The following is a 23,010-nucleotide window of genomic DNA, read 5'->3' on the forward strand; positions in this document are numbered from 1 at the left end:
GAACGCATGATTCACGTCGCCACCGACAACGTGTGGACCACCGCGCCCGTCGACGATTGCTGGAATCGCATCGGTTCGCGCGGCGATGGTTCGTGCCCGCGTCTCGCCGAGCATGCGCGTTGCCTGAACTGCCCGGTGTTCGAACGCGGCGCGGCGTTGCTGCTCGATCGTCCGCTCGATGATGCGGCTAGCCTGCCGCATGTTTCGCATCCGTCCGCGCAGGCTGCATCGTCGGCGTCGCGAGAACTTGCTGCACGAGCCCTCGCCGCTCACGACCGCGCTGACCTTGCCGACATCGACCGCGCATCGCTTGAGGCCGCCCTCGTGTTTCGCGTCGCGGACGAATGGCTCGCACTGCCGGCCGCCGCATTGCGCCAGGTCGACGAGCCACGGCCGATTCATTCGTTGCCGCATCGACGCAATCGGGTGGTGCTCGGCCTCGTCAACATTCGCGGTGCGCTCACGGTTGCTGCGTCGCTCGGTGAGCTGCTGAATCTCGATCGCAATGGCCCCGCGCGGCACGCGAATCGCACTGTCTATGCGCGCATGCTGGTCGCGACGCATCGCGGCGAACCGGCTGCATTTCCCGTCGATGAAGTGGAAGGTGTCGTGCGCTTTGCGACATCGGCGGTGATGCCGGTCCCGACGACGCTTGCGCATGCAACCGCATCGCACGCACGCGGCGTACTCGCGTGGCGCGACACGACGATCGGCCTGCTGGATACGGCACGCGTATTCGAGTCGCTAGCGAGGAGCCTGCGATGAGCAGCACCGACGATCCGGGCCGCCTGTCGTTGCTCGAATTGTTCCGCGAAGAGGCGCAGGTGCAAACGCGCGTGCTTTCCGACGGACTGCTGCAGCTCGAACATGCGCCAACCGATGCTGCCGCGCTCGAAGCGTGCATGCGGGCCGCGCATTCGTTGAAGGGCGCGGCACGTATTGTCGGCCTACCGGATGGCGTCGACGTTGCGAACATGATGGAGGAATGCTTCGTCGCCGCGCAACGTGGCGAGCTGGTGCTGACCGCGCAACATATCGACGAACTGCTGCGCGGCGCCGACATGCTGCTGCGTATCGGCGAAGCAAGCCCCCCGGTGCCGGTACTGCGCGACGAAGTCGACGCATGGGTGGCGGGTCTGGCGGCGTTCGGCGCCCAGCCGGTAGCGCCGGTCGGCGTCAACTTCAACTTCAGCGAGCCAGACGAAGCATCGAGTGCCGACGACGATGCGACCTTGCGCACCGCGCTTGCACTGCTCAATGCGCATGCGGCCGCACAGCCGGACGCGCGCCTGGCCTCGCAGCAGCCGGTTGCATCGTTAGCCGTGCAGCCGCCCACGCGCGCAGACTACCGGGTCGCTAGCGATGAGAGCGCACCAGCCGCCGCCGAAGTGCCCATCGCGCATATCAACACGACTCGCGATCCGCATCGCATGCTGCGCGTGCGCGCGGACAGTCTCGACCGGTTGCTGAGTTTGTCGGGCGAATCGCTGGTTGAAGCGCGCTGGCTCAAACCGTTCGCCGAATCGATGCTGCGCGTGAAACGCACGCAGCGTGACGCTGCCCGTTCGCTCGATACGTTCTACGAGACGCTTGCGGAGCGTCTCGATGCCGACGCGCTTGCCGCACTGAACCGCGTGCGTGAAACGCTCGGCAACATGCAGCAGCTGCTTGGTGCTCGCATCGATGAACTCGACCGGTTCGATCGTCGTAGCACCCATCTTGCGCAGCAGCTCTACGACGAAGCGCTGCAATCGCGGATGCGGCCGTTCGGCGATGCGGCGCACGCGTACCCACGCATCGTGCGCGATCTCGCGCGTTCGCTTGGCAAGCGTGTGCGCTTCTCGGTGGTTGGTGAGTCGACCCAGGTCGATCGCGACATTCTCGACATGCTCGACGCGCCGCTTGGGCATCTGCTGCGCAACGCGCTCGATCACGGTATCGAAACGCCCGATGTGCGCACGGCCCACGGCAAGCCTGCCGAGGCGACCGTGACGCTCGAAGCGCGGCATAGCGCCGGCAAGCTGCTGATTTCCGTCAGCGACGATGGCGCCGGCATCGATCTCGACAGCGTGCGGGCGGCGGTTGTGCGCCGTCGTCTCGCCGACGACGATACGGCCGCGCGCCTGACCGATCACGAGTTGCTCGAATTCCTGCTACTGCCCGGTTTCTCGATGCGCGAGCGTGTCACCGACGTATCGGGGCGCGGTGTCGGTCTCGATGCCGTTCACGAAATGGTCAAGGCCGTGCGCGGCACGGTGCGCATCCACAACGAACCCGGCCGCGGCGCGCGCTTCGTGCTGCAACTGCCGCTCACGTTGTCGGTGATCCGCAGCCTGCTGGTCGAGGTCGGCGGCGAAGCATATGCGTTTCCGCTTGCCCATGTGCGACGCACACTCGAACTCACGCGCAACGACATCGATATGCTCGAAGGGCAGCAGCACTTTGCGTTCGAAGGCAAGCCGATTGGCCTCGTCACCGCGCATCAATTACTCGGTACACCGGTGTCGGATGACACGCGCGCCGGCGTCGCGGTTGTCGTGATCGGTGACGAGCGCGAACTGTGCGGCATCGCGGTGGACCGTTTTCTCGGCGAGCGCATGCTGGTAGTGCAGCCGCTCGATAGCCGGCTCGGCAAGGTCAAGGATATTGCCGCGGGCGCGCTGATGGAAAACGGCGAAGCGGTGCTGATTGTCGATGTCGAAGACCTGCTGCGCTCGGTGGACAAGCTCGTGCGCGGCGGTCAGCTCGACAAGGTGCGGCGCGCGCAGGGCACGGCGGTCGAAACGCGCAAGCACGTGCTGGTGGTCGAGGATTCGCTGACAGTACGCGAGCTCGAGCGCAAGCTGCTGGAAAAGCGCGGCTACCTGGTAACGGTTGCAGTGGACGGTATGGATGGCTGGAATGCGTTGCGTAATGCAGAGTTCGATCTGGTGGTGACCGATATCGATATGCCGCGCATCGACGGTATCGAACTCGTGACGTTGATCCGGCGCGATGCGGCGCTCAAGTCGCTGCCGGTGATGATCGTGTCGTACAAGGATCGCGAGGAGGATCGCCGCCGCGGGCTCGATGCGGGCGCGGACTACTATCTTGCGAAAGGCAGTTTTCACGACGAAGCGCTGCTCGACGCAGTGCGCGATCTGATCGGAGAAGCCCGTTCATGAACATCGGGATCGTCAACGACTTGCCGCTCGCGGTCGAAGCGATACGCCGCGCGATCGCGTTACGCCCCGAGCATCGCGTGCTCTGGGTGGCGCCCGACGGCGCACACGCCGTCGATTTCTGCGCGGCACAGCCGCCCGACATCGTGCTGATGGATCTCGTGATGCCCGGATTCGACGGTGTCGAAGCCACGCGGCGCATCATGGCGTCGCGCACGCCGTGCGCGATCCTCGTCGTGACGAGCAGCGTCGGTGCGAACGCGTGGCGTGTTTATGAAGCGATGGGTGCAGGTGCGCTCGACGCGGTCGACACACCGACGCTCGGCGACCACACACTCGCGGACAGCTCGCAACCGTTGCTCGAGAAGATCGACCAGATTGGCCGGCTGCTCGAGCAGCCGGTGGTGCGACGCGCGACGACATTGGCGCCGCGCGCAACGGGTAACGCCTCGATGCTGGTGGCGATCGGCGCATCGGCGGGCGGCCCGACTGCGCTCGCAACGGTGCTCGGTAAATTGCCCGCGGATTTTCGTGCGGGGATCGTGATCGTGCAGCACGTTGACAAGGCGTTTGCGGAAGGCATGGCGCAATGGCTCGATGGCCAGACACCGTTGCGCGTGCGCGTGGCCCAGACCGGCGACCGGCCGCAGCCTGGCGAAGCACTGCTTGCGGCGACCAACGATCATCTGAACCTCACGCGCACCGGTACGCTCGATTACGCGCGCGAGCCTGCCGACACACCATATCGACCGTCGGTGGATGTGTTTTTTCACAGCGTGGTCCAGCACTGGCAGGCCCACGCGATTGGCGTGCTGCTCACCGGCATGGGGCGCGACGGTGCGATCGGGCTGAAGGCAATGCGTGCGAAGGGCTACCACACGATTGCGCAGGACGAAGCGACGAGCGCGGTGTTCGGCATGCCGAAAGCCGCGGCCGCGCTCGGTGCGGCGCGCTCGATCTTGCCGCTCGATAAAGTAGCGGGCGAACTGTTGGCGCTGGTTAAAAAATCACAATGAGAGGCAGTAAGACTACCTGAGTCAGTCGAGGGGTGAATATGGATACAGATCGAAGCGGCGAGCCTGACCAGGGTGGCCGCATCAAGACCGAGGAAGGTGTACATCCGACGCTCGACGCGGTCCATGCCGCGCTGCAGACACCGCTGGCGTCGGCCGTGCCCGCGATGGTTCTGCTCGTCGACGACCAGGCGATCGTTGCCGAAGCGGTGCGCCGCGCGCTGGCCAACGAGGAGGGCATCGACTTCCACTACTGCGCGCACTCCGACGAGGCGATGCATGCCGCGGTGCAGACGCGGCCGACCGTGATCCTGCAGGATCTCGTGATGCCTGGCACAGACGGGCTCACGCTCGTGAAGGCGTATCGTGCCAATCCTGCGTTGCGCGACGTACCGATCATCGTGCTGTCGACCAAGGAAGAACCGGTCATCAAGAGCGCGGCGTTCGCGACCGGTGCAAACGATTACCTCGTGAAACTGCCCGATCGCATCGAACTGGTGGCGCGCATTCGTTATCACTCGCGTTCGTATGTGAACCTGCTGCAACGCGATGAAGCGTATCGCGCGTTGCGGCAATCGCAGCAGCAACTGCTCGAAGCGAATCTCGAACTGCGGCGCCTCACGCATTCGGATGGTCTGACCGGACTGTCGAACCGGCGCTATCTCGACGAGTATCTGAGCGCCGAATGGCGGCGCGGTCTGCGCGATCGATCGGAGCTGTCGCTGCTGATGATCGATGTCGACAATTTCAAGCTGTACAACGATACGTACGGGCACGTCGCTGGCGATGAAGTGCTCAAGCAGATCGCGGCGACGGTGGAAGGGTGCCTCGGTCGCGCGGGGGATCTCGCGGCGCGCTTCGGCGGTGAGGAGTTTGCGGTGGTGTTGCCGGGTACGTCGATGGGCGGCGTGAAGCTGCTTGCCGAGAAAATCCGCGCGGGGATCGAGGCGCTGCAGTTGCCGCACCGGCAATCGTCGACGGGGGACTACGTGACGATCAGTATCGGCGGTGCGACGGTCGTGCCCGAGATCGAAGCGGCGATGACGTCGTTGATCGAAGCCGCCGATGTTGCGCTGTATCAGGCGAAGCGGGATGGGAAGAATTGTGTGGTTGTGAATGCGGATCCGCATGCGATGCGGGATTAACGCGGGCGGTGTGGATCGAGATGATGGTTTCCTCGCTATCGGCAATGAAGGAATCGCGGCCTTTAACTGTCGTTCATATCAACGGCTCGATTAATAGCGGGAAATCTACGGTGATCGGGGTGCACGTGTGCTGAGGCGCGAGGAGCGCGAACGTATCGTCGAGATGTATGCGCAGGGATATCAGGCGCGGGCGTTCAGTGACGTTGTTCGCGATAACGCCGGCCTGTCTGCTGAAGAAACGGCGGCGTGCATTGCGGCGTATCTGGTGGACGAACGTCATTGAGGCTTGCTTTACTCGCTCAACACTCTGCAAGTTGTCGTGCACCGCGTTGCTGCCTAAAAAATGGCGGTAGGCGCACTTCCGCCCTTATTCATAGATCCTCCTGGTGATGCTTGTTTGCTAACGCTGTTTCTCGCGTTGGCAATTGTTCACAAATACCGTTCCCGGCTTCGCTACTCTTACGCGCAGACCAGAACCTGCGCGTGAATCGCACGCCGTGAATAATGAACAAGAACTGCTATCGGGTTATCTTCAATCGCGCTCGGGGCGCGCTCATGGTGGTGCAGGAGAATGGCCTGGCGCCGCACGCCGCGGGCAATCGTAGTGCATCTGGTGCGCTGGTTGTTTCCGCGATACTGCAAGTGACACGGCGCCCGATAGCGCTGGCTGCCATGCTGCTACTGGGTGTGCCAGCAATCGCCATGGCCCAGATTGTCGCCGCGCCCGGTTCCGGCGCGCACGTGATCCAGACACAGAACGGCTTGCCCCAGGTCGACGTGGCGCGTCCCTCGGGTGCGGGGGTGTCGGTCAACACCTACAACCAGTTCGACGTGCAGAGGGCCGGCGCGATCCTGAACAACTCGCCTACGATTGTGCAGACCCGGCAGGCGGGTTATATCAACGGAAATCCGAACTTCGGGGCCAACGACGCGGCCAGGATCATCGTCAACCAGGTCAACAGCAATAATCCGTCGCAGTTGCGAGGGTTTGTTGAAGTTGCAGGTCAACGTGCAGACGTGGTGATTGCGAATCCGTCGGGCCTGATGGTGGATGGTGGTGGATTCATCAATACTGGCCGCGCGACGCTAACGACCGGGCTACCGTTCTACGGGGTGGACGGCTCGCTCGCTGGTTTCAATGTTAACCGCGGCCTCGTCACGGTGGCGGGTTCGGGGCTGAATGCGTCGGGTGTCGATCGTGTCGACCTCATTGCGCGGGCAGTAGAAGCGAATGCCGCAATCTACGCGAATAACCTGGGCGTCCTCACCGGCGCGAATCAGGTCAACCATGACGCGTTGGCGACCTCGCGCATTCAGGGCGAAGGTGCTGCACCCGCCGTTTCCATCGATATCGGTCAGCTCGGCGGGATGTACGCGAACCGGATTTTCCTGGTGGGTACGGAGGGTGGTGTCGGTGTTCGCAACGCCGGCACGATCGCAGCAGACGCGATGGGCCTGACGCTGACAACTGAAGGTCGGCTGGTGCAGGCGGGCACGATCAGTGCGCTCGGCAACGTTGCGGTATCGGCGGCGGGTGGTATCGGGAATACGGGCACGACGTATAGCCAGCAGTCCGTGTCGCTGAACACCGGTGCGGATATGGCAAACAGCGGCACGCTCGCCGCGCAACGCCATGTGGGCGTGAATGCGGGTTCGGTGGATTCGACGGGATCGATCGGCGCGGGTGTGGACAGCGATGGCGTGCTCACGCAAGCCGGGGATCTGCAGATCACAACGACAGGCCAGTTGAGCGCGACTGGCAGGAACGTCACGGGCGGCAACGCGACGCTAAAGGGCTTCGCGGTGAATCTTGCCGGCAGTACAACAGCCGCGAACGGCAACCTGTCGCTGACCGCCGCGACTGGCGACGTCAATCTCGCAAACGCGACGACGATTGCCCAGGGGAGCGTCACGGTGAACGCGGCGAGCGCGTTCATCAACGACTACGGCGAGGTGTCGGCGGGCACGAATCTCCATGCGACAGGGTTGCAATCCATCGACAACAGCAGCGGCTCGCTGAAGGCGGGCCAGCACGTGGTCGTTGATGCAGGTTCGCGTCTCACCAATGCGGGTGGCACGATAGCCGGTCAGGTGGCTACGGTAAACGGGACCACGATAGACAACAGTACCGGGACCGTACAGGCCGTGCAGGTCACGTTGAACGGCACCGATCTCGTCAATCACGGGGGCACGGTCACGCAAACGGGCACCGGCCTGACGACCGTCAACGTGAGCGGTACGCTCGATAATTCGAATGGCGGCGTGCTTCAGACCGGCAGCACGAACCTGACGCTAGCCCCTGCTGAACTGATCAATTCGGGCGGCACGATTGCGCATGCGGGTGATGGCACGTTGACGATAGCGCCGGGTGTTGGCACGGGTCATCTGAAAAACGATTCCGGTCTCATCGCCAGTAAAGGGCAAGCGGTCGTGAACGCGGGCGACCTGAACAACGCGCAAGGGATCCTGTCGGCGCAGCGCGGCATCAATGCCACAGTCAGGGGCGACATCGACAACACCAAGGGTTTGATACGGTCGGACACGGAGCTATTTCTCGCGAACGGCGGCGCACTCGTGAACCGGGCAGGTCATATCCAGGCGGGCCAGACGACGGCAGACGACACGGGCACACTCGATGTCCAGTCCGCGTCGATAGACAACACTGACGGTTCCATCAACAACCTCGGCACCGGCCGGATGAACGTACAGGGTGGTAGCCGGATCGTGAACAGCCATGCTGGCGGCGTGAGCGGCATGGGCAGGATCACCGGTAACGGTGAGGTGACGATCGACGCAACATCGATCACAAACGACCATGGCGGACAGTTGAGCGGTGCCTCGCTGCGCGTCAGGGGGACGACACTCGATAACCGGGGCGGACAGATCGGTAACGTGGAGAAGTCGACGGGCGACGTGGACGTGACGATGACCGGTGCAATCACGAACACAGAAGGACAGATCAGCTCGACGTATGACCTCACCGTAACGGCGAGCACTCTGGCGGGGGGCGGAGCGTACAACGCGACCCACGACGTGACCGTGAATCTGCGCCCCGAAGGAAGTGCCCCTGGGGTGCACGCCGAAGGAAGCGCCCCGGGCGGAGGGGGCAATTTCATTGCTTCGCCTGACGTGCAGTTCAATGCCGGCCACGACCTGTCGTTCACGTTACCCGGCCAGTTTATCAATGGCGCGAACCTGCAATCGGTCAACAACCTGAGCGTCGAGGCGCAGAACATCTCGAACACCGGTTCGATGCAGGCGGGCGCCCTGCTGCGCACGCACTCGACCGATCTGACCAACACCGGCACGATGATCGGCGGCAGCGTGTCGCTGGCCGCAGGCGGCACGCTGTCGAACCTGGACACGAAGGCCCTGATCGGTGCATCGGACAGCGACGGTACACTCGAAATCCTCGCGCGCCTCATCGAAAACCGTGACGACAGCACGGCGACCGACACGATTGCGCAGCCGGCGATCTTCGGTCTGGGCAGGGTCGTGCTGGCGGGTGGCAAGGACGCGGACGGAAATTACACAAACGCGGCACGGGTCAACAACGTGTCGGCGCTGCTCCAGTCAGGCGGCGATATGGCACTGCACGCCGACCGGGTGCTGAACACACGGCGCGAGATGAAGACATCGGGCATCACCAGCGAGATCGACCCGGCCGCGCTGGAGCAGTACGGCATCAGCATGAAGGGCTGTGCAGCCTACTACGTGGAGGCGTGTTCCGGCCACGACGTGGGCTGGATCAGGCTGACGCGTAACCCGGAAAAACCTGAGTACGATCCCGCGCCCTTCATCGCGAAGCTGCGGACCCTGCCAGGCGGGCTGTACACCGACCCGCCTCACGAGGGTCGGTGGAATAGCGGCTATCAGTACACGACCTACGAGGGTAAGGCGGTCGCGAATACCGTGACGCAGATCAGCCCGGCCGGGCAGATCATCTCGGGCGGCGTGATCGATACGGCGTCGGTCGGGGCGATGCAAAACCTCTGGAGCAACATCGCCTCGGCGGGTGACTTCATTGCGCCCGCCAGCTACGAAACGGATGGCTGGAAAGCCACCGGGCAGCAGGCGCCGGGCGTGACCGTCACCTACTCCGGGCACTACCACTACAACAACTACAACAACACCAGACGTAACTGGACGTTGCCGTTTGGCGATGCGCGGTTTGTTGGCCAGCGTCCTCGCGGCTACGCGCAGGCCGCGCCCGCCGACGTCCGGCAATACAGCCTGCCGGGTTACGAATCGACCTGGGGCGCGAACGGGAAACTGACTGGCACAGACGTGAGCATCAACAACACGGCCGGCAATGCGGGGCTTCCGTCGCTGGGTCTGCTTCCCGGCCAGTCGGTGCCCGGGTTGACGATAGCCCCGCTCATCGGGAGTGCCAGTGGGGCATCGATACAGGGAGGTCCACCAACGATCGTCGATCCGGTCATCGCCAGCGCGACAGCACTGAACGTACTGACCAGCCTGACGATCCCGCGAGGCGGGCTGTACAGGCCGAACCCGTCGCCCGGCGCGGGCTACATGATCGAAACAAACCCGGCATTCACGAACCAGAAGAGTTTCATATCGAGCGATTACTTCTTCAACCAGATCGGAGTGGATCTGATCCATATCCCGAAGCGACTGGGTGACGGGTTCTACGAGCAGCAACTGGTGCGCAACCAGGTGACGGCGCTTACCGGCCGTGCCGTGCTGGGCCCGTACACCGATCTTCAGACGATGTACCAGTCGCTCATGACGGCCGGAGCAGCGCTTGACAGGCAGCTTGACCTGCCGGTCGGCGCGAGCCTGTCGGCGGCTCAGGTGTCGACGCTGACGGGCAACGTGATCATGATGGAAACGCGCGTGGTCGACGGCCAGTCGGTACTGGTACCGGTGGTCTACCTCGCGAAGACGAACCAGCAGAACATCAACGGCCCGTTGATTACCGCGACCGATATCGATTTCCAGAACACGCAGTCGTTCGCGAACAGCGGCACAGTGAAGGCGGATAACACGCTGTCGGTCCAGGGCAGGCAGATCGACAACGCATTGGGCGCGCGGCAAAGCGCCGGGCTGATGTCGCTGATGACGACGGGTAATGTCGATCTGACTTCGGCCAACGTGAAGGCCGGCAGTCTGGCGTTGAATGCGGGTGGCGACCTGATTCTCGATACAGCGACGAGGACGGATAACCGGGTCAGTCGCGATGGAGCAACAAGTGTCGTGACCACGCTGGGGCCAACCGCCAGACTGGACGTCGCGAACGATGCATCGATCGCCACCGGCGGCAACTTCCGGCAGAACGCGGGCAACCTGACGGTTGGCGGCAATCTCGAGACCGGTATCGGCGGTAACTGGGCACTCGGCACGCAACAGACCGGTGAACACAAGACCGTACGACGCGCGAACGGCGTGTCGGACACGGATATCAACAATGTCACGGGTAGTACCGTGAAAGTGGACGGCGTTTCCGACATCAGCGTCGGCGGTGACCTGACCGCGCGCGGCGCGCAGATCGACCTGAACGGTGGCGGCACGATCGCGGCTGAGGGGAGCGTCTCGCTATTGACTGCGAGCGCGACCACGACCGTGAACAACAACAGTTCGAGCAGCGATCGTCGCCGTAGCTCTGCCGCGGCGGAACACGCGGTGGATCAGCGGTTGACCGGCACGACGCTCAGGAGCGGCGACGCGCTCAACATTGTGTCGGGCAAGGACATCACGTTGAGTGGCAGCACGCTTAGGCTCGACAAAGGTCGAGCGACGCTGGATGCGAAGGGTGACGTGAATGTCGAATCGGCGACCGAAACGCGCGCAATCAATTCGCACGAAACACATAGCCGCAGCGGTCTCGTCAGTGGCACGAAGGTGGCGAGCGGAGTCGATCAGACGGCGACGTATAACCTCTCCAGTGCGATTTCGGCGGATGGGGTGACGATTGCAGGTGGTCGCGATATCAACGTCACGGGCAGCACGATTGTGGGCACGGATGACGTGAAGCTGAAGGCAGTACGCGATGTCAACCTCAGGACCTCGCAGGACACCGTTCAATCGTCCGGTTACTACCGGAAAAAGGACACGGGTCTGCTGTCGAACGGCGGTCTGTCAGTCTCGATCGGCTCGCAGTCGATGACCGATCGTCAGCAATCGTCCAGCGTGACGAACAACGCGAGTTCGGTCGGCGCACTGAATGGCAACCTGTCGATCGAAGCCGGCAACAACGTCAATGGAACGGCCGCGATGCTTCACGCCGGCAACGACGTGGAAATACTCGGCACACGGGTCCGGCTGGATGCGGCGCACGACACGATGGATCAGGGCAGCCAGCAGCAATACAGACAGGCGGGTGTGACGGTGGGCATCACCAATCCAGTCGTGGCAGCAGTGCAGACCGGGCGGCAGATGGCGAATGCGGCGCAAAGCGTCGACGGCGATCCACGGCTGCTGGCGCTTGCGGCGGTCACCACAGGGCTCGCTGCGAAGAACACCTACGATGCAGTGAAGCAGATGGGCGGCGATCCACTGAAGGCGGCGGCGAGCGTCAATGTCAACGTGTCGCTCGGTGCAAGCAAAAGCGATAGCCAGTCGCGCGCGCAATCGAACACGGCGCTCGGGGGTGTCGTGTCGGCGGGCCACAACGTGAAGGTTACGGCGACAGGCGCAGGTGACGATAGCAACATCGACGTGACCGGCAGCACAATTTCGGCGGGCAACGACACGAAACTGAAATCGGACGGCAGGATCAACCTGCAGGCGGCTGAGAATACGAGCAGCCTGCACGGCACGAATAGCGGTTCGAGCGTGGGCGTCGGCGTCACGGTCGGACTCGGCGCACAAAGCGGCGTTGCGTTGACGGCGAGCGCGGCGGGAAACCGCGGTCGCGCCAGTGGAGATTCCAGCACCTGGACTAATTCATACGTGATGGCAGGCAATACGCTCACACTTGAATCTGACGGTGACACGAACATGAGAGGGGCGGTCGCGTCTGGCAGACAGGTCGTGACGAATGTGGCCGGCAACCTGAACATCGAGAGTCGGCAGGACAGGGATTACTACGATTCGAAACAGCAGAACGCCGGGATCGGAGTCAGTGTCTGTCCGCCGCCGTGTCTGTCGAGTGTGTCGGGTAGCGTTGGCCAGACGAAGATGAAGAGCGATTACGCGAGCGTGACCGGGCAGTCGGGGATCAGGGCGGGCGATGGCGGTTTCCAGGTCGATGTGAAAGGTAATACCGATCTGAAGGGTGGCGTGATCGCGAGCAGTGACAAGGCGGTGGCGGAGCACAGGAACAGTCTGAAGACGGCGACGCTGACGACGAGCGATATCGAGAACCATGCTTCGTACGACGCTTCGAAGGTAGCGCTGAGTGGCGGGTATAGCTTTGGTGGCGATAGTCACGCGGATGACGGCAACAGGAGCGGTATCGGCAAGGATCAGAAGGGTAAGGCCGACAATGTGAATCCTGTGCCGGGGACGGCGCTGGCGAAGTCTGATGGAGGATTGTCAGTTGCGCCGCCTGTTGTGCTGGGTGCTTCTGGAGAGGCGAAGTCGACTACGCGTAGCGGGATCAGCGGTGGGGGGATCACGATTACTGATCCTGAAGCACAACAGCGGCTTACTGGCAGGACGGCTGAGGAAACGGTTGCGGGCGTCAATCGGGATACGGCGGATACGGGTGGCGCACTGGTGCCGATCTTTGATAAGGAGAAGATTCAGGCGGGGTTTGAGATCGCGGGGCAGTTTGTTAATCAGGTGGGAACGTTTGTTGCGAACCGGGCAGCCGAGGCAGATGCGGCGAAGAAGGCGGCGACTGATCCGGATCTGACGCCGGAGCAACGGGCAACTGCGCAGCAGCGGGCGGATCAGTTGAATGCTGACTGGGGGCCGGGCGGGACGTATCGGCAGGTATTGACTGCGTTGACGGTTGCAGCGGGCGGTAACGTAATGGGCGGTGCGGGACAGTTTGCGCAAGGAGCGACGGTTGCCTACTTGCAGGAACTCGGTGCGAGCCACGTCAAACAGCTTGCGGACGACCTCGGTAGCGAAGAGGCGCGTGCGGCGCTTCATGCGATCGTGGGGTGCGCGGGAGCGGCGACCAGTAACCAGAGTTGTAGTGCGGGTGCGATGGGCGCGGCGACAAGTTCCGTGCTCGGTAGGTTGCTTGCCCCTACCGACGGGATGACGACTTCCGAACGTGAGGCGCGCGCCAATCTGGTTACCAGTCTGGTTGCCGGCATTGCGGAAGTGTCCGGACAGAATGGTATGACGGCGGCCGGCGCTGGCAAGATCGAAGTGGAGAACAATCAAGTTGCAATGCTAATGCCCAAGGGGATGATGGACTATGGGCAGGCCCAGGCATCATTGGGTCAATTCATGTTGCAGAACGGCGCGACACCGGAAGAAATCGTTCAAGCTCAGGCGGAGCTCGCTAGAGGTAAAGGGCTTAATTACACCGACCCAGTCAGCGGCCTTTTAAAGGGTTGGGTGCTGTTGATGAGCACTGCTGCTACGGCAGGACTTGGTCCTGCCGCAGGGGCAGGAGCTGCAATTGCAGGAGGGGTAATTGGCGGTGCTGCGAATGCCGGGGCTCAACTTGCCACGAAAGACAGCGGTTCATTTAGCTATATCGATGCGCTGATCGCTATCGGCACCGGCGCGTTGACGCAGGGCAAAGGCATCGTAACGACAAGCGTGACCAGCATGGGCGGTGCTTTTGCAGGTAGTGTGATTAAAGGCGAAGATCCAGTCAACTCGGTGATTGGAGCTGGAATGGGATCCATGGTTGGAAGCGGTGTAGGTAAAATTGTAACGGATAAGGTGAAGCCTAGTATATCCGACGCAGTTGCTGAAGTTGTTGGATCAGGTTCGGGTGCAATTATTTCTGAAGCCATCGATTTTGAAACCCGAGATAGATTCAATAAATAGGACAGGATAAATTATGAGGCCAACCACAACTGGATTCTATCTTTTGTTATCTCTAATGTTGACAACGGTTGGTTCGCTATTTGCATCCTCGTTGATGATAAGACTTATATTGATGATTTTTTCTTATAAGAATAATGAAGAATGGAATTTTAACATGGTCGATGTAATTTATTCGGCAAAGATAAGTTTGGGCGGGGGAATCCCTTTAGCGGTTGGTGGGTGGTTACTTGCAAATTTTAAGGCAAAGCGCCAAAAATAATGCCTTGATGAAAGCGCAATTCTTTAAATGATCTGGCCGGATATGTGGTGGGGTATTTGAGGTATTGGAATTTGAAGTTTTGAATTATGCGACAAAGGTTGGTCTAGGAGCAGGTATCCCACTGGGTATTGGCATTTGGTTTATGTCCTGGATGAAACAGCGTGAAGAGAATCGTTCTCCACGAGGAGAAGATCCATGCACGGTCCAGGATCATGGGGCCGTTCGGGGTCAGCAGTGGGATGATTACGATCACCGACGTTGAGAACGTCAGCTTGCGGTGATGGTGTCGGTCCATAGGTGATTTGCCGGGTTCGGGCCGCCGGGACAGAGGGGGCAGGATCGACAGAGAGGCGATGGAGTGATTGTCGATCCAGTTCGGCTTGTGGACCCAATCGTTACCCGTACGCCGCCGGATACGCGATTGCAGATTACAGCGATGGCAACCACGAGGTAGAGTTCCCGAACCTCGGCGGACAACCAGGACACCGTCGGTCACTACTGGAAGCGACTCGAAATCAACAGAGGAGCAGTGGCAACAAAGCGCGGCCGCATTGGTTATCAGCGGTCGCGTGACAGGTGGTGGGAACCCACTACCGCAAATCGTGGAATCTGTCGAATCGGGGATAGAAAAAACAATGAAACGAACCACACGGCTGGCGGCCTTGCCTATCACAGCCTTGGTATCGCTCGGGGTGCACGCTCAACAGACTCCCACGCCTGCCGACGAGGTCGCCGCCGCGCGAGCAAACGCAGAACGCGACCGCCAGGCACAACAGCAACACGACGCACAGCAACGCGACGCGACTGTACGCGCACCTTCAGCACGCTCCGACTTACCCAAGCCCGAAACGTATCCATCGCTACCGTCCGAGCAACCTTGCTTCCACATCAGCCGCTTCACACTCGACATGCCTGACTCGCTGCCCGCGGCCGTCAAATCATCGGGAGCCTCAACGTTGCCAATGGACCGTTTCGCCTTCGTCCACGAATGGCTGACCCACTACACGGGCCAATGCATTGGCCAGCAAGGCGTTGACGCACTAGTAAAAGGTCTCTCCCAGGCGATTCTGTCACGCGGTTACGTCACCACGCGCGTACTCGTCCCCGAGCAGGATCTATCGAGCGGCACACTCAAGCTAGCCTTGATCCCCGGCGTCATTCATCACATTCGCTTTGCCGACGAAAAACTATACGGCACATGGAAACCGGCCTTCCCGACAAGGGATGGTGACCTGCTGAACCTGCGCGACCTCGAACAGGGTCTGGAGCAGATGAAGCGCGTCTCGAACCAGGACGTATCGATGCAGATCGTCCCCAGCGAGCAGCCAGGCGAAAGTGACATAGTGCTCGACGTGAAGCGGAGCAAGCCGTGGACACTCGTCGCATCGATCGACAACTCCGGCACGCGCGCCACCGGCAAGCTGCAAGGCAATCTCTCGATCGGCGTCTACAACCCACTCGGCCTGAACGACATCTTCAACATCGGCGCGAGCCAGGATCTTGAATTCGGCGACAGGCGCCTCGGCTCACACGGCTGGAACAGCATCTATTCAATCCCGTGGGGCTACTGGACCGCCACGCTGTCGGCGTACACGAACACCTACTACCAGCAGATTTCCGGTGTGAATCAGACGTTCGTCGCGAGCGGTAACTCGAAGACGGTCGATTTCAAGCTGGCCCGTGTGCTGATGCGCGACCAATATGACGTATTGGGCGGGTATCTCCGACTATCGCGCCGCTTTGGTCGGAGTTTTATTGAGGATACCGAGATTCCCCAGCAGCGCCGCAATAACACGATCATTGAAATCGGCATGACCGATCGGCACTACTTCGCCAATGCGCAGTTCGATGGCGCACTCGCGTACCGGCAGGGCGCCGGTGCATTCGGCGCGCAGGACGACGTGTTTGCAGCGGCCGGCGGTCCGACCTATCGCTACCGGATGGCCGTGCTCGATGCGAACCTGTCGGTGCCATTCGCAATCGCGAAGCAGCCGTTCCGCTATGTCGGAACGTTCCACGGCCAGTACACCGGGAACACGCTGTACTACATCGATAACCTGACGATCGGCAGCCGCTACACGGTACGAGGTTTCGACGGGGAAACGCTGCTGGCAGCTACGCGCGGGTTCTACTGGCGCAACGAACTGCAAATGCCGATCGGCCAAACCGGACACGCGCTCTATTCGGGATTGGACTATGGCCGGGTCTTGGGCGCGCAGCCGATCGCACTGGCTGGCACGCAACTCGCGGGCGCGGTGATCGGCGTAAAGGGCAGCGCCGGCAAGCGTATGGGGACGTATGCGTATGACCTGTTTGCGGGCACGCCGATCTACAAGCCGTCTGGATTTCCGACTGCGCGCGTTACGGTCGCCTTCCAGGCGACCTCGCAGTTCTAGGTCGATTGTGTCACGGCCATCCCAAGTCTAGATTCTTCGTGCGGCAGCTTTTACATCGCGTCTTTTATACAGTAATCGCGCAAGGGAAATTGGGATCAAGTCGAAAAATTGAACGTCGTAACTTGTTAGGAATATTTATCAATCAAAGGAATTAGTAATGAGGAAGCAATTTCTTCTGGCAAGCCTGGTAAGTTCAACCGTCTTGCTCGCGGCGTGTGGTGGGAGCAACGGCGGGAACATCAATGGAGGAACGAGCACCTCGAACAATAACGCGGCCGAAACACCAACTACCGCTCCGCCCAATTCTTCGACACCACAGCCTTCGATCCACGCAGCATGCCGGCCCGACGGCAGCTTTACCTATTCGGGGTCCGCCTCTCAAATAGCGGTAAACAACGGACAACTGGCTGTGGTGGTGGTCCCCACACTACCCAATGCCTATGCGAAGAACAGGAACATGACTGCCGCAGACGTACCTGCATCGAGTCTCGTACAGCAACCGGGTGGCGCGTTCACGACGCTTGCGTCATCGGCGGCGGAGACTGACTGCCTTGGGCTCGAACACGGGGCGGTGACGGAGATTCAGAGTGTCGGCAGCGATGTGGCAATCGGTCGGTGGAATAAGGCCATGGACACAGATGGCAACACCTATAACGACCAGCAAGGCGTTCACTACGCAGTCGGTACGCCGCTGTCGCTGTCCGCGACGAGCGGCACGCTCGTGTGTACTCAATTGATCGCAGACGCAGTGGCGAGCGACGACGGTAGCCCGGGCGGCACGCTCGAAACAAGCTCCGCCACGCTCGATCTCGCGACGCGCACGCTCAACAATCTGAACCTGTCGATCAACTGGGCGAACACTCCGTTTGCATTGACGAACACTCAACGTACGGTAACGAGTGCACAGGCGCCGTTGAATGGCGTCTCGACGAACGGGCCGTTGCTGGTTCAGTCGGTTGTCGTGGGGCGCGACGCGACGCAGCCGCTGGTCGCCGTCGGTTACTCGACAGTATCGTTTGGTGGAGTCGTAGTCCTGTCGTGCCATTGACCTGGGCCGACTGTTCAGTTCATCAACGGGAAAAGGGGGATTAGTAACCACACGGGGTCATTTGAAAAAATCAATCTGATGGTGTGATTTAGCTTGTTAGTTATGTTTAGCAAATAAAAAGGGTGGAAAATGAAAAATAAACTGTTCGTAGTGAGTTTGATGAGTTCGGCTGTCCTTCTGACAGCGTGTGGTGGTGGCGATGGCAAGGGCGGAAGCGCGGCGAAAGATAACCGCTCGGCCGATTCGGCTGCACAAGCCGGAACAGACCCGACCGCACCGTTCTCCTGCCCCTCCGACTACAGAAAGATAACGCTTTCGAATAACAGCGTGATTGCAAACGTGAATCTGAATATCAAATCCGACGACGGCATCGCGACGCTGACAGTCAAGACGCCTGCAGACGGGAAGACAGGCGATCTGATCATCTGTCTAGGCAAGCCCGATCCGGTGCCAGCCGGCGTGACGGCGAACTACGTCTACGAAGTGAAGTCCTCGGGTGATCTGCGCGCGATGGCGTCCTCGACATTGACGCTGAACTTCGCATCCGACGTCGTCCCCGATCCGAACCCGCCGGTCATCGAGTTCGCCGATATCACGAACGGAAGGGTGACCTACAAGCCGCTGGTTCAGGGTGCATCATTTGCAGAAGCGCCGAACTACAGCCTGGCTGCAAACGCACAGGACACCGGTCTATACGTGGTGCGCCTGACGAAGTAACGCCTCCGTTTCGACCGGACACAAAAAAGCCCGGCACAAAACCGGGCTTCTCCACACCACCGCATCTCAACAGAGACGCGGCTGCTAACGCAGCAACTACATCACACTCAAGCCGCAAGCAACGACCGCAGCACGAACGGCAGAATCCCGCCGTGCTTGTAGTAGTCGACTTCGATCGGCGTATCGATACGCAGCAGAACCGGCACGCGCTTCGTGCTGCCGTCCTTGCTGTGGATCACAAGCGTGACTTCCTGCTGCGGCTTGAAGTCGTCGCCGAGACCTTCGACGTCGTAGGTTTCTTCGCCGGTGATGCCGAGCGATTGCACGCTATCCGAGCCCTTGAACTGCAGCGGCAAGACGCCCATGCCGACCAGGTTCGAACGGTGAATCCGCTCGAAGCTGCGTGCGACCACGGCCTTCACGCCGAGCAGTTGCGTGCCCTTCGCCGCCCAGTCGCGCGACGAACCCGTGCCGTACTCCTCACCCGCGAACACGATGGTCGGCGTACCCGCATCGATGTACTTCATCGCTGCGTCGTAGATCGACAGTTGTTCGCCGTCCGGCTGGTGGATCGTCAGACCGCCTTCGACGCGCGTGCCATCCGCCTTCACCGGGATCATCAGGTTCTTGATCCGCACGTTGGCGAACGTACCGCGCATCATCACGTCATGGTTGCCGCGACGCGAGCCGTAGCTGTTGAAGTCGGCCTTCTGCACACCGTTTGCCTTCAGCCACTTGCCGGCCGGCGAGTCTTCCTTGATCGAGCCTGCCGGGCTGATGTGGTCGGTCGTCACCGAGTCGCCGAAGATGCCGAGCGCACGTGCGCCCGTCACTGCGGCGATGCTGGCAGCCGGCGTCATCGAGAAGTCCTTGCCGAAGAACGGCGGCTCGGCGATGTAGGTCGACTTCGGCCAGTCGTAGACCTGGCCTTCTTCGCCTTCGATCTTGCTCCAGAGATCGCCCTTCTTCGTGAGCTGCGCGTAGTTCTTGCGGAACGCGTCGGCGTCCATCGCGAACTTGAGCAGCGCGTTGACTTCGTCACTGGTCGGCCAGATGTCGCCGAGGTAGATATCCTTGCCGCCCTTGCCCTTACCGACCGGCTCGGTCATCAGGTCACGCGTGATATTGCCGGCGATCGCGTACGCGACGACGAGCGGCGGCGACGCGAGGAAGTTCGCGCGGATGTTCGGGTGGATACGCGCTTCGAAGTTACGATTGCCGGACAGCACGGCAGCCGCAACGATGTCGTTCTTCGTAATCGCTTCGTTCAACTCGGGCGTGAGGTCGCCCGCGTTACCGATACAGGTCGTGCAGCCGTACGCGGCCAGTTCGAAACCGAGCTTCGACAGGAACGGCAGCAGGCCGGTCTTGGTCAGGTACTCGGTGACGATGCGCGAGCCCGGAGCCAGCGATGTCTTGATGTGCGGCGCGATCGTCAGACCCGCTTCGACGGCCTTCTTCGCGAGCAGGCCGGCGGCGAGCAGCACGCTCGGGTTTGACGTGTTCGTGCACGACGTGATCGCGGCGATCAGGATGTCGCCGTTCTTCACGTTCACGCCATTGCTCGTCGTGTATTGCGCGTCGAGATCGGCGGATTTTTTCGCAAAGCCGTTTTCACCGACCGGTTTCGAGAACAGGTCGCTAAACGTCGACTTCACGTGACCGATTTCGATACGGTCTTGCGGACGCTTCGGACCCGCGAGCGACGGTGCCACCGTGCCGAGGTCGAGCGTGACGACCTTCGTGTAGTCGATCTGGCCGTCCTTCGGAATACCGAACAGACCCTGCGCCTTGAAGTAATTTTCGAACGCGGAGATTTCGGCGTCGGTGCGGCCCGTGCCCTTGAAGTAGTCGATGGTTTTTTCGTCAACCGGGAAGAAGCCCATCGTTGCGCCGTATTCCGGCGCCATGTTGCCGATCGTCGCGCGGTCCGGCAGCGACAGCGACTTCGTGCCTGCGCCGAAGAATTCGACGAACTTGCCGACCACCTTCTCTTTACGCAGCAGTTCGGTGACGGTCAGCACGAGGTCGGTGGCGGTCACACCTTCGCGCAGCTTGCCCTTCAGATGCACACCGACCACGTCCGGCGTCAGGAAGTACACCGGCTGGCCCAGCATGCCCGCTTCCGCTTCGATACCGCCCACGCCCCAGCCGACCACGCCGATGCCGTTGATCATCGTCGTATGGCTGTCCGTGCCGACGAGCGTGTCCGGGTAGTACACGGTGTCTTTGCCGTCGGCCTTCTTGTGCACGCCGCGCGCGAGGTATTCGAGGTTCACCTGGTGAACGATGCCGACGCCCGGCGGCACGACCTTGAACGTGTCGAATGCCTGCATGCCCCACTTCATGAACTGGTAGCGCTCGTTATTGCGCTGGAATTCCAGTTTCATGTTGAGGTCGAGCGCATCCTTCTGGCGGAAGTAATCGATCTGCACCGAGTGATCGACGACAAGATCGACCGGCACCAGCGGTTCGATCGCCTTCGGGTTCTTGCCGGCGCGCTTCGCGACGCCACGCATTGCAGCGATATCGGCGAGCAGCGGCACGCCGGTAAAGTCCTGCAGCACGACGCGCGACACGACGAACGGGATTTCGTCGACGCGCGATGCGCTCGGCTTCCAGTTCGCGAGTTGCTCGATGTGCTCTTCAGCGATCTTCTTGCCGTCGTAGTTGCGCAGCACCGATTCCAGCACGATGCGGATCGATACCGGCAGGCGATCGATCTTGATGTTCAGCGCCTTGCCGAGTTGCGGCAGTGAGTAGAACTTGCCTTTGCCGGAACCGCTGTCGAATTCCTTGAGCGTTTTGTGGAGATTGTGGGCCATGGTGTTTTTCCCTGGTTGAATCGCGGGTCGTGGAGATAACGGTGCTACTTTCTTCAAACTAGATCACATACAGATCGACATACTCGTTGACGGGCATGGCCTCGAGCCGTGCCTGATCGAGCGAGATGTCGAGAATGGCTTGCTGCTGCTTCACCGGAAAGCGTCGCGCGAGGTTGGTGCGAAACTTCTCGACCAGCAGCGGGATGCCATCGGTGCGGCGGCGCTTATGACCGATCGGGTACTCGACCACCACCTCGTCGAGCGCCGTACCGTCGTTGAACTCGACCGTCAGCGCGTTGGCAATCGAGCGCTTGTCCGGGTCGTGATAATCCTTCGTGAACTGCGCGTCTTCCACGCAGGTCATTTTGTCGCGCAGCACATCGATGCGCGGGTCCTGCGCGATTGCGTCTTCGTAATCGCCGGCCGTCAGACGGCCGTAGATCAGCGGCACCGCAATCATGTACTGGATGCAGTGATCGCGATCGGCCGGATTGTTCAGCGGACCCTTCTTGTCGATGATGCGGATCGCTGCTTCATGGGTGCGGATCGTGATCTTCGCGATGTCTTCGACCGCCTTGCCCTTCGCTTTCAGCTGGCCGTGCAGCGTCATCGCTGCCTCGACTGCGGTCTGCGAGTGGAACTCGGCCGGAAACGAAATCTTGAACAACACGTTCTCCATCACGTACGAACCATACGGCCGCTGGAACCTGAACGCGTTGCCCTTGAACAGCACGTCGTAGAAGCCCCAGGTCTTCGCGGTGAGCACCGACGGGTAGCCCATCTCGCCCGTCTTGGCGATCAACGCGAGACGTACTGCGCGCGAGGTTGCATCGCCGGCGGCCCACGACTTGCGCGAGCCGGTGTTCGGCGCATGCCGGTAGGTGCGCAGAGAGTGGCCATCCACGAAGGCCAGCGACACCGCATTGATCAGCTCGTCGCGCGTCAGCCCGAGCAACTGGCCGACCACCGCGGTGGAAGCGAGCTTGACCAGCAGCACGTGATCGAGACCGACGCGGTTAAACGAGTTCTCGAGCGCAATGCAGCCCTGGATCTCGTGCGCCTTGATCATGCCGACCAGCACGTCTTTCATCGTCAGCGACTTGTTGCCAGTGGCGACGGCGTTGCGTGAAAGCCAGTCGGCGGTTGCGAGGATGCCGCCCAGGTTGTCCGACGGGTGGCCCCACTCGGCGGCAAGCCACGTGTCGTTGAAGTCGAGCCAGCGAATCATTGCGCCGATGTTGAACGCGGCCTGCACGGGGTCGAGCTGGAACTGCGTGCCGGGCACCTTCGCACCGTGCGGCACGATCGTGCCGGGTACGAGCGGTCCCATCAGCTTGGTGCAGGCGGGGTAGGAAAGGGCTTCGAGTCCGCAGCCGAGCGTGTCGATCAGGCAGTTGCGCGCGGTTTCCAGCGCGAGCGCGCTGTCGACCACGTAGCCGAGCACGTAGTCGACGATATCGACGAGTACCTGATCGGGCTCGGGCCTGACGTTGGAAATCGGTGCGGACATCGAAGCTTCCTGGTGAG

Annotated in this window: 11 protein-coding genes; 8 read left to right on the forward strand and 3 right to left on the reverse strand. The window is 61.3% G+C overall.

Features of this window, described 5'->3' with window-relative positions:
* The first annotated feature begins 6 nt into the window (after window positions 1–6).
* The 4 genes from BWP39_RS28255 to BWP39_RS28270 are packed head-to-tail and all read left to right on the forward strand — an operon-like array spanning window position 7 to window position 5,319.
* Window positions 7–765, forward strand: coding sequence for a chemotaxis protein CheW (locus BWP39_RS28255; protein ID WP_096725509.1), 759 nt, complete (start codon window positions 7–9; stop codon window positions 763–765).
* Window positions 762–3,164, forward strand: a complete 2,403-nt coding sequence (locus BWP39_RS28260) for a hybrid sensor histidine kinase/response regulator (RefSeq protein WP_096725510.1) — start codon at window positions 762–764, stop codon at window positions 3,162–3,164. The genes BWP39_RS28255 and BWP39_RS28260 overlap by 4 nt, the downstream gene beginning before the upstream one ends.
* On the forward strand, window positions 3,161–4,177 hold the full coding sequence (gene cheB, locus BWP39_RS28265; protein WP_096725511.1) for a chemotaxis response regulator protein-glutamate methylesterase: 1,017 nt from the start codon (window positions 3,161–3,163) through the stop codon (window positions 4,175–4,177). Before BWP39_RS28260 ends, cheB begins: the two co-directional genes overlap by 4 nt.
* 38 nt (window positions 4,178–4,215) lie before the next feature.
* Window positions 4,216–5,319 carry a diguanylate cyclase gene (locus BWP39_RS28270; RefSeq protein WP_096725512.1) on the forward strand — a complete coding sequence of 368 codons (1,104 nt, stop codon included), beginning with the start codon at window positions 4,216–4,218 and terminating at the stop codon, window positions 5,317–5,319.
* 73 nt (window positions 5,320–5,392) lie between these two features.
* On the opposite strand, the gene BWP39_RS31640 is transcribed toward BWP39_RS28270, so the two are convergent.
* Window positions 5,393–5,599: a hypothetical protein gene (locus tag BWP39_RS31640; protein WP_133116958.1), complete on the reverse strand. Its 207-nt coding sequence runs from the start codon at window positions 5,597–5,599 to the stop codon at window positions 5,393–5,395.
* 224 nt (window positions 5,600–5,823) lie between these two features.
* On the opposite strand from BWP39_RS31640, the gene BWP39_RS28275 reads away from it, so the two are divergent.
* The 4 genes from BWP39_RS28275 to BWP39_RS32180 all read left to right on the forward strand — a co-directional run bounded on the left by BWP39_RS28275 (window position 5,824) and on the right by BWP39_RS32180 (window position 18,658).
* Window positions 5,824–14,238 (forward strand): hemagglutinin repeat-containing protein, encoded by an 8,415-nt coding sequence (locus tag BWP39_RS28275; RefSeq protein WP_096725513.1) that lies wholly within the window; start codon window positions 5,824–5,826, stop codon window positions 14,236–14,238.
* Between the two features lie 894 nt (window positions 14,239–15,132).
* Window positions 15,133–16,893: a ShlB/FhaC/HecB family hemolysin secretion/activation protein gene (locus tag BWP39_RS28280; protein ID WP_096725514.1), complete on the forward strand. Its 1,761-nt coding sequence runs from the start codon at window positions 15,133–15,135 to the stop codon at window positions 16,891–16,893.
* Window positions 16,894–17,350: 457 nt separating this feature from the next.
* Window positions 17,351–17,941 carry a hypothetical protein gene (locus BWP39_RS28285; protein ID WP_207557153.1) on the forward strand — a complete coding sequence of 197 codons (591 nt, stop codon included), beginning with the start codon at window positions 17,351–17,353 and terminating at the stop codon, window positions 17,939–17,941.
* Window positions 17,942–18,070: 129 nt separating this feature from the next.
* The gene (locus tag BWP39_RS32180) at window positions 18,071–18,658 is read left to right on the forward strand and encodes a hypothetical protein (RefSeq protein ID WP_096725516.1); all 588 of its coding nucleotides are present in this window, start codon (window positions 18,071–18,073) and stop codon (window positions 18,656–18,658) included.
* A gap of 107 nt (window positions 18,659–18,765) precedes the next feature.
* On the opposite strand, the gene acnA is transcribed toward BWP39_RS32180, so the two are convergent.
* Window positions 18,766–21,483 carry an aconitate hydratase AcnA gene (gene acnA / locus BWP39_RS28295; protein WP_096725517.1) on the reverse strand — a complete coding sequence of 906 codons (2,718 nt, stop codon included), beginning with the start codon at window positions 21,481–21,483 and terminating at the stop codon, window positions 18,766–18,768.
* A gap of 58 nt (window positions 21,484–21,541) precedes the next feature.
* On the reverse strand, window positions 21,542–22,993 hold the full coding sequence (locus tag BWP39_RS28300) for a bifunctional 2-methylcitrate dehydratase/aconitate hydratase (protein WP_096725518.1): 1,452 nt from the start codon (window positions 22,991–22,993) through the stop codon (window positions 21,542–21,544).
* Window positions 22,994–23,010: the final 17 nt, after the last annotated feature.

The organism is Paraburkholderia acidicola, assembly GCF_002362315.1.
In the GTDB taxonomy this organism is placed as follows: Bacteria; Pseudomonadota; Gammaproteobacteria; order Burkholderiales; family Burkholderiaceae; genus Paraburkholderia; species Paraburkholderia acidicola.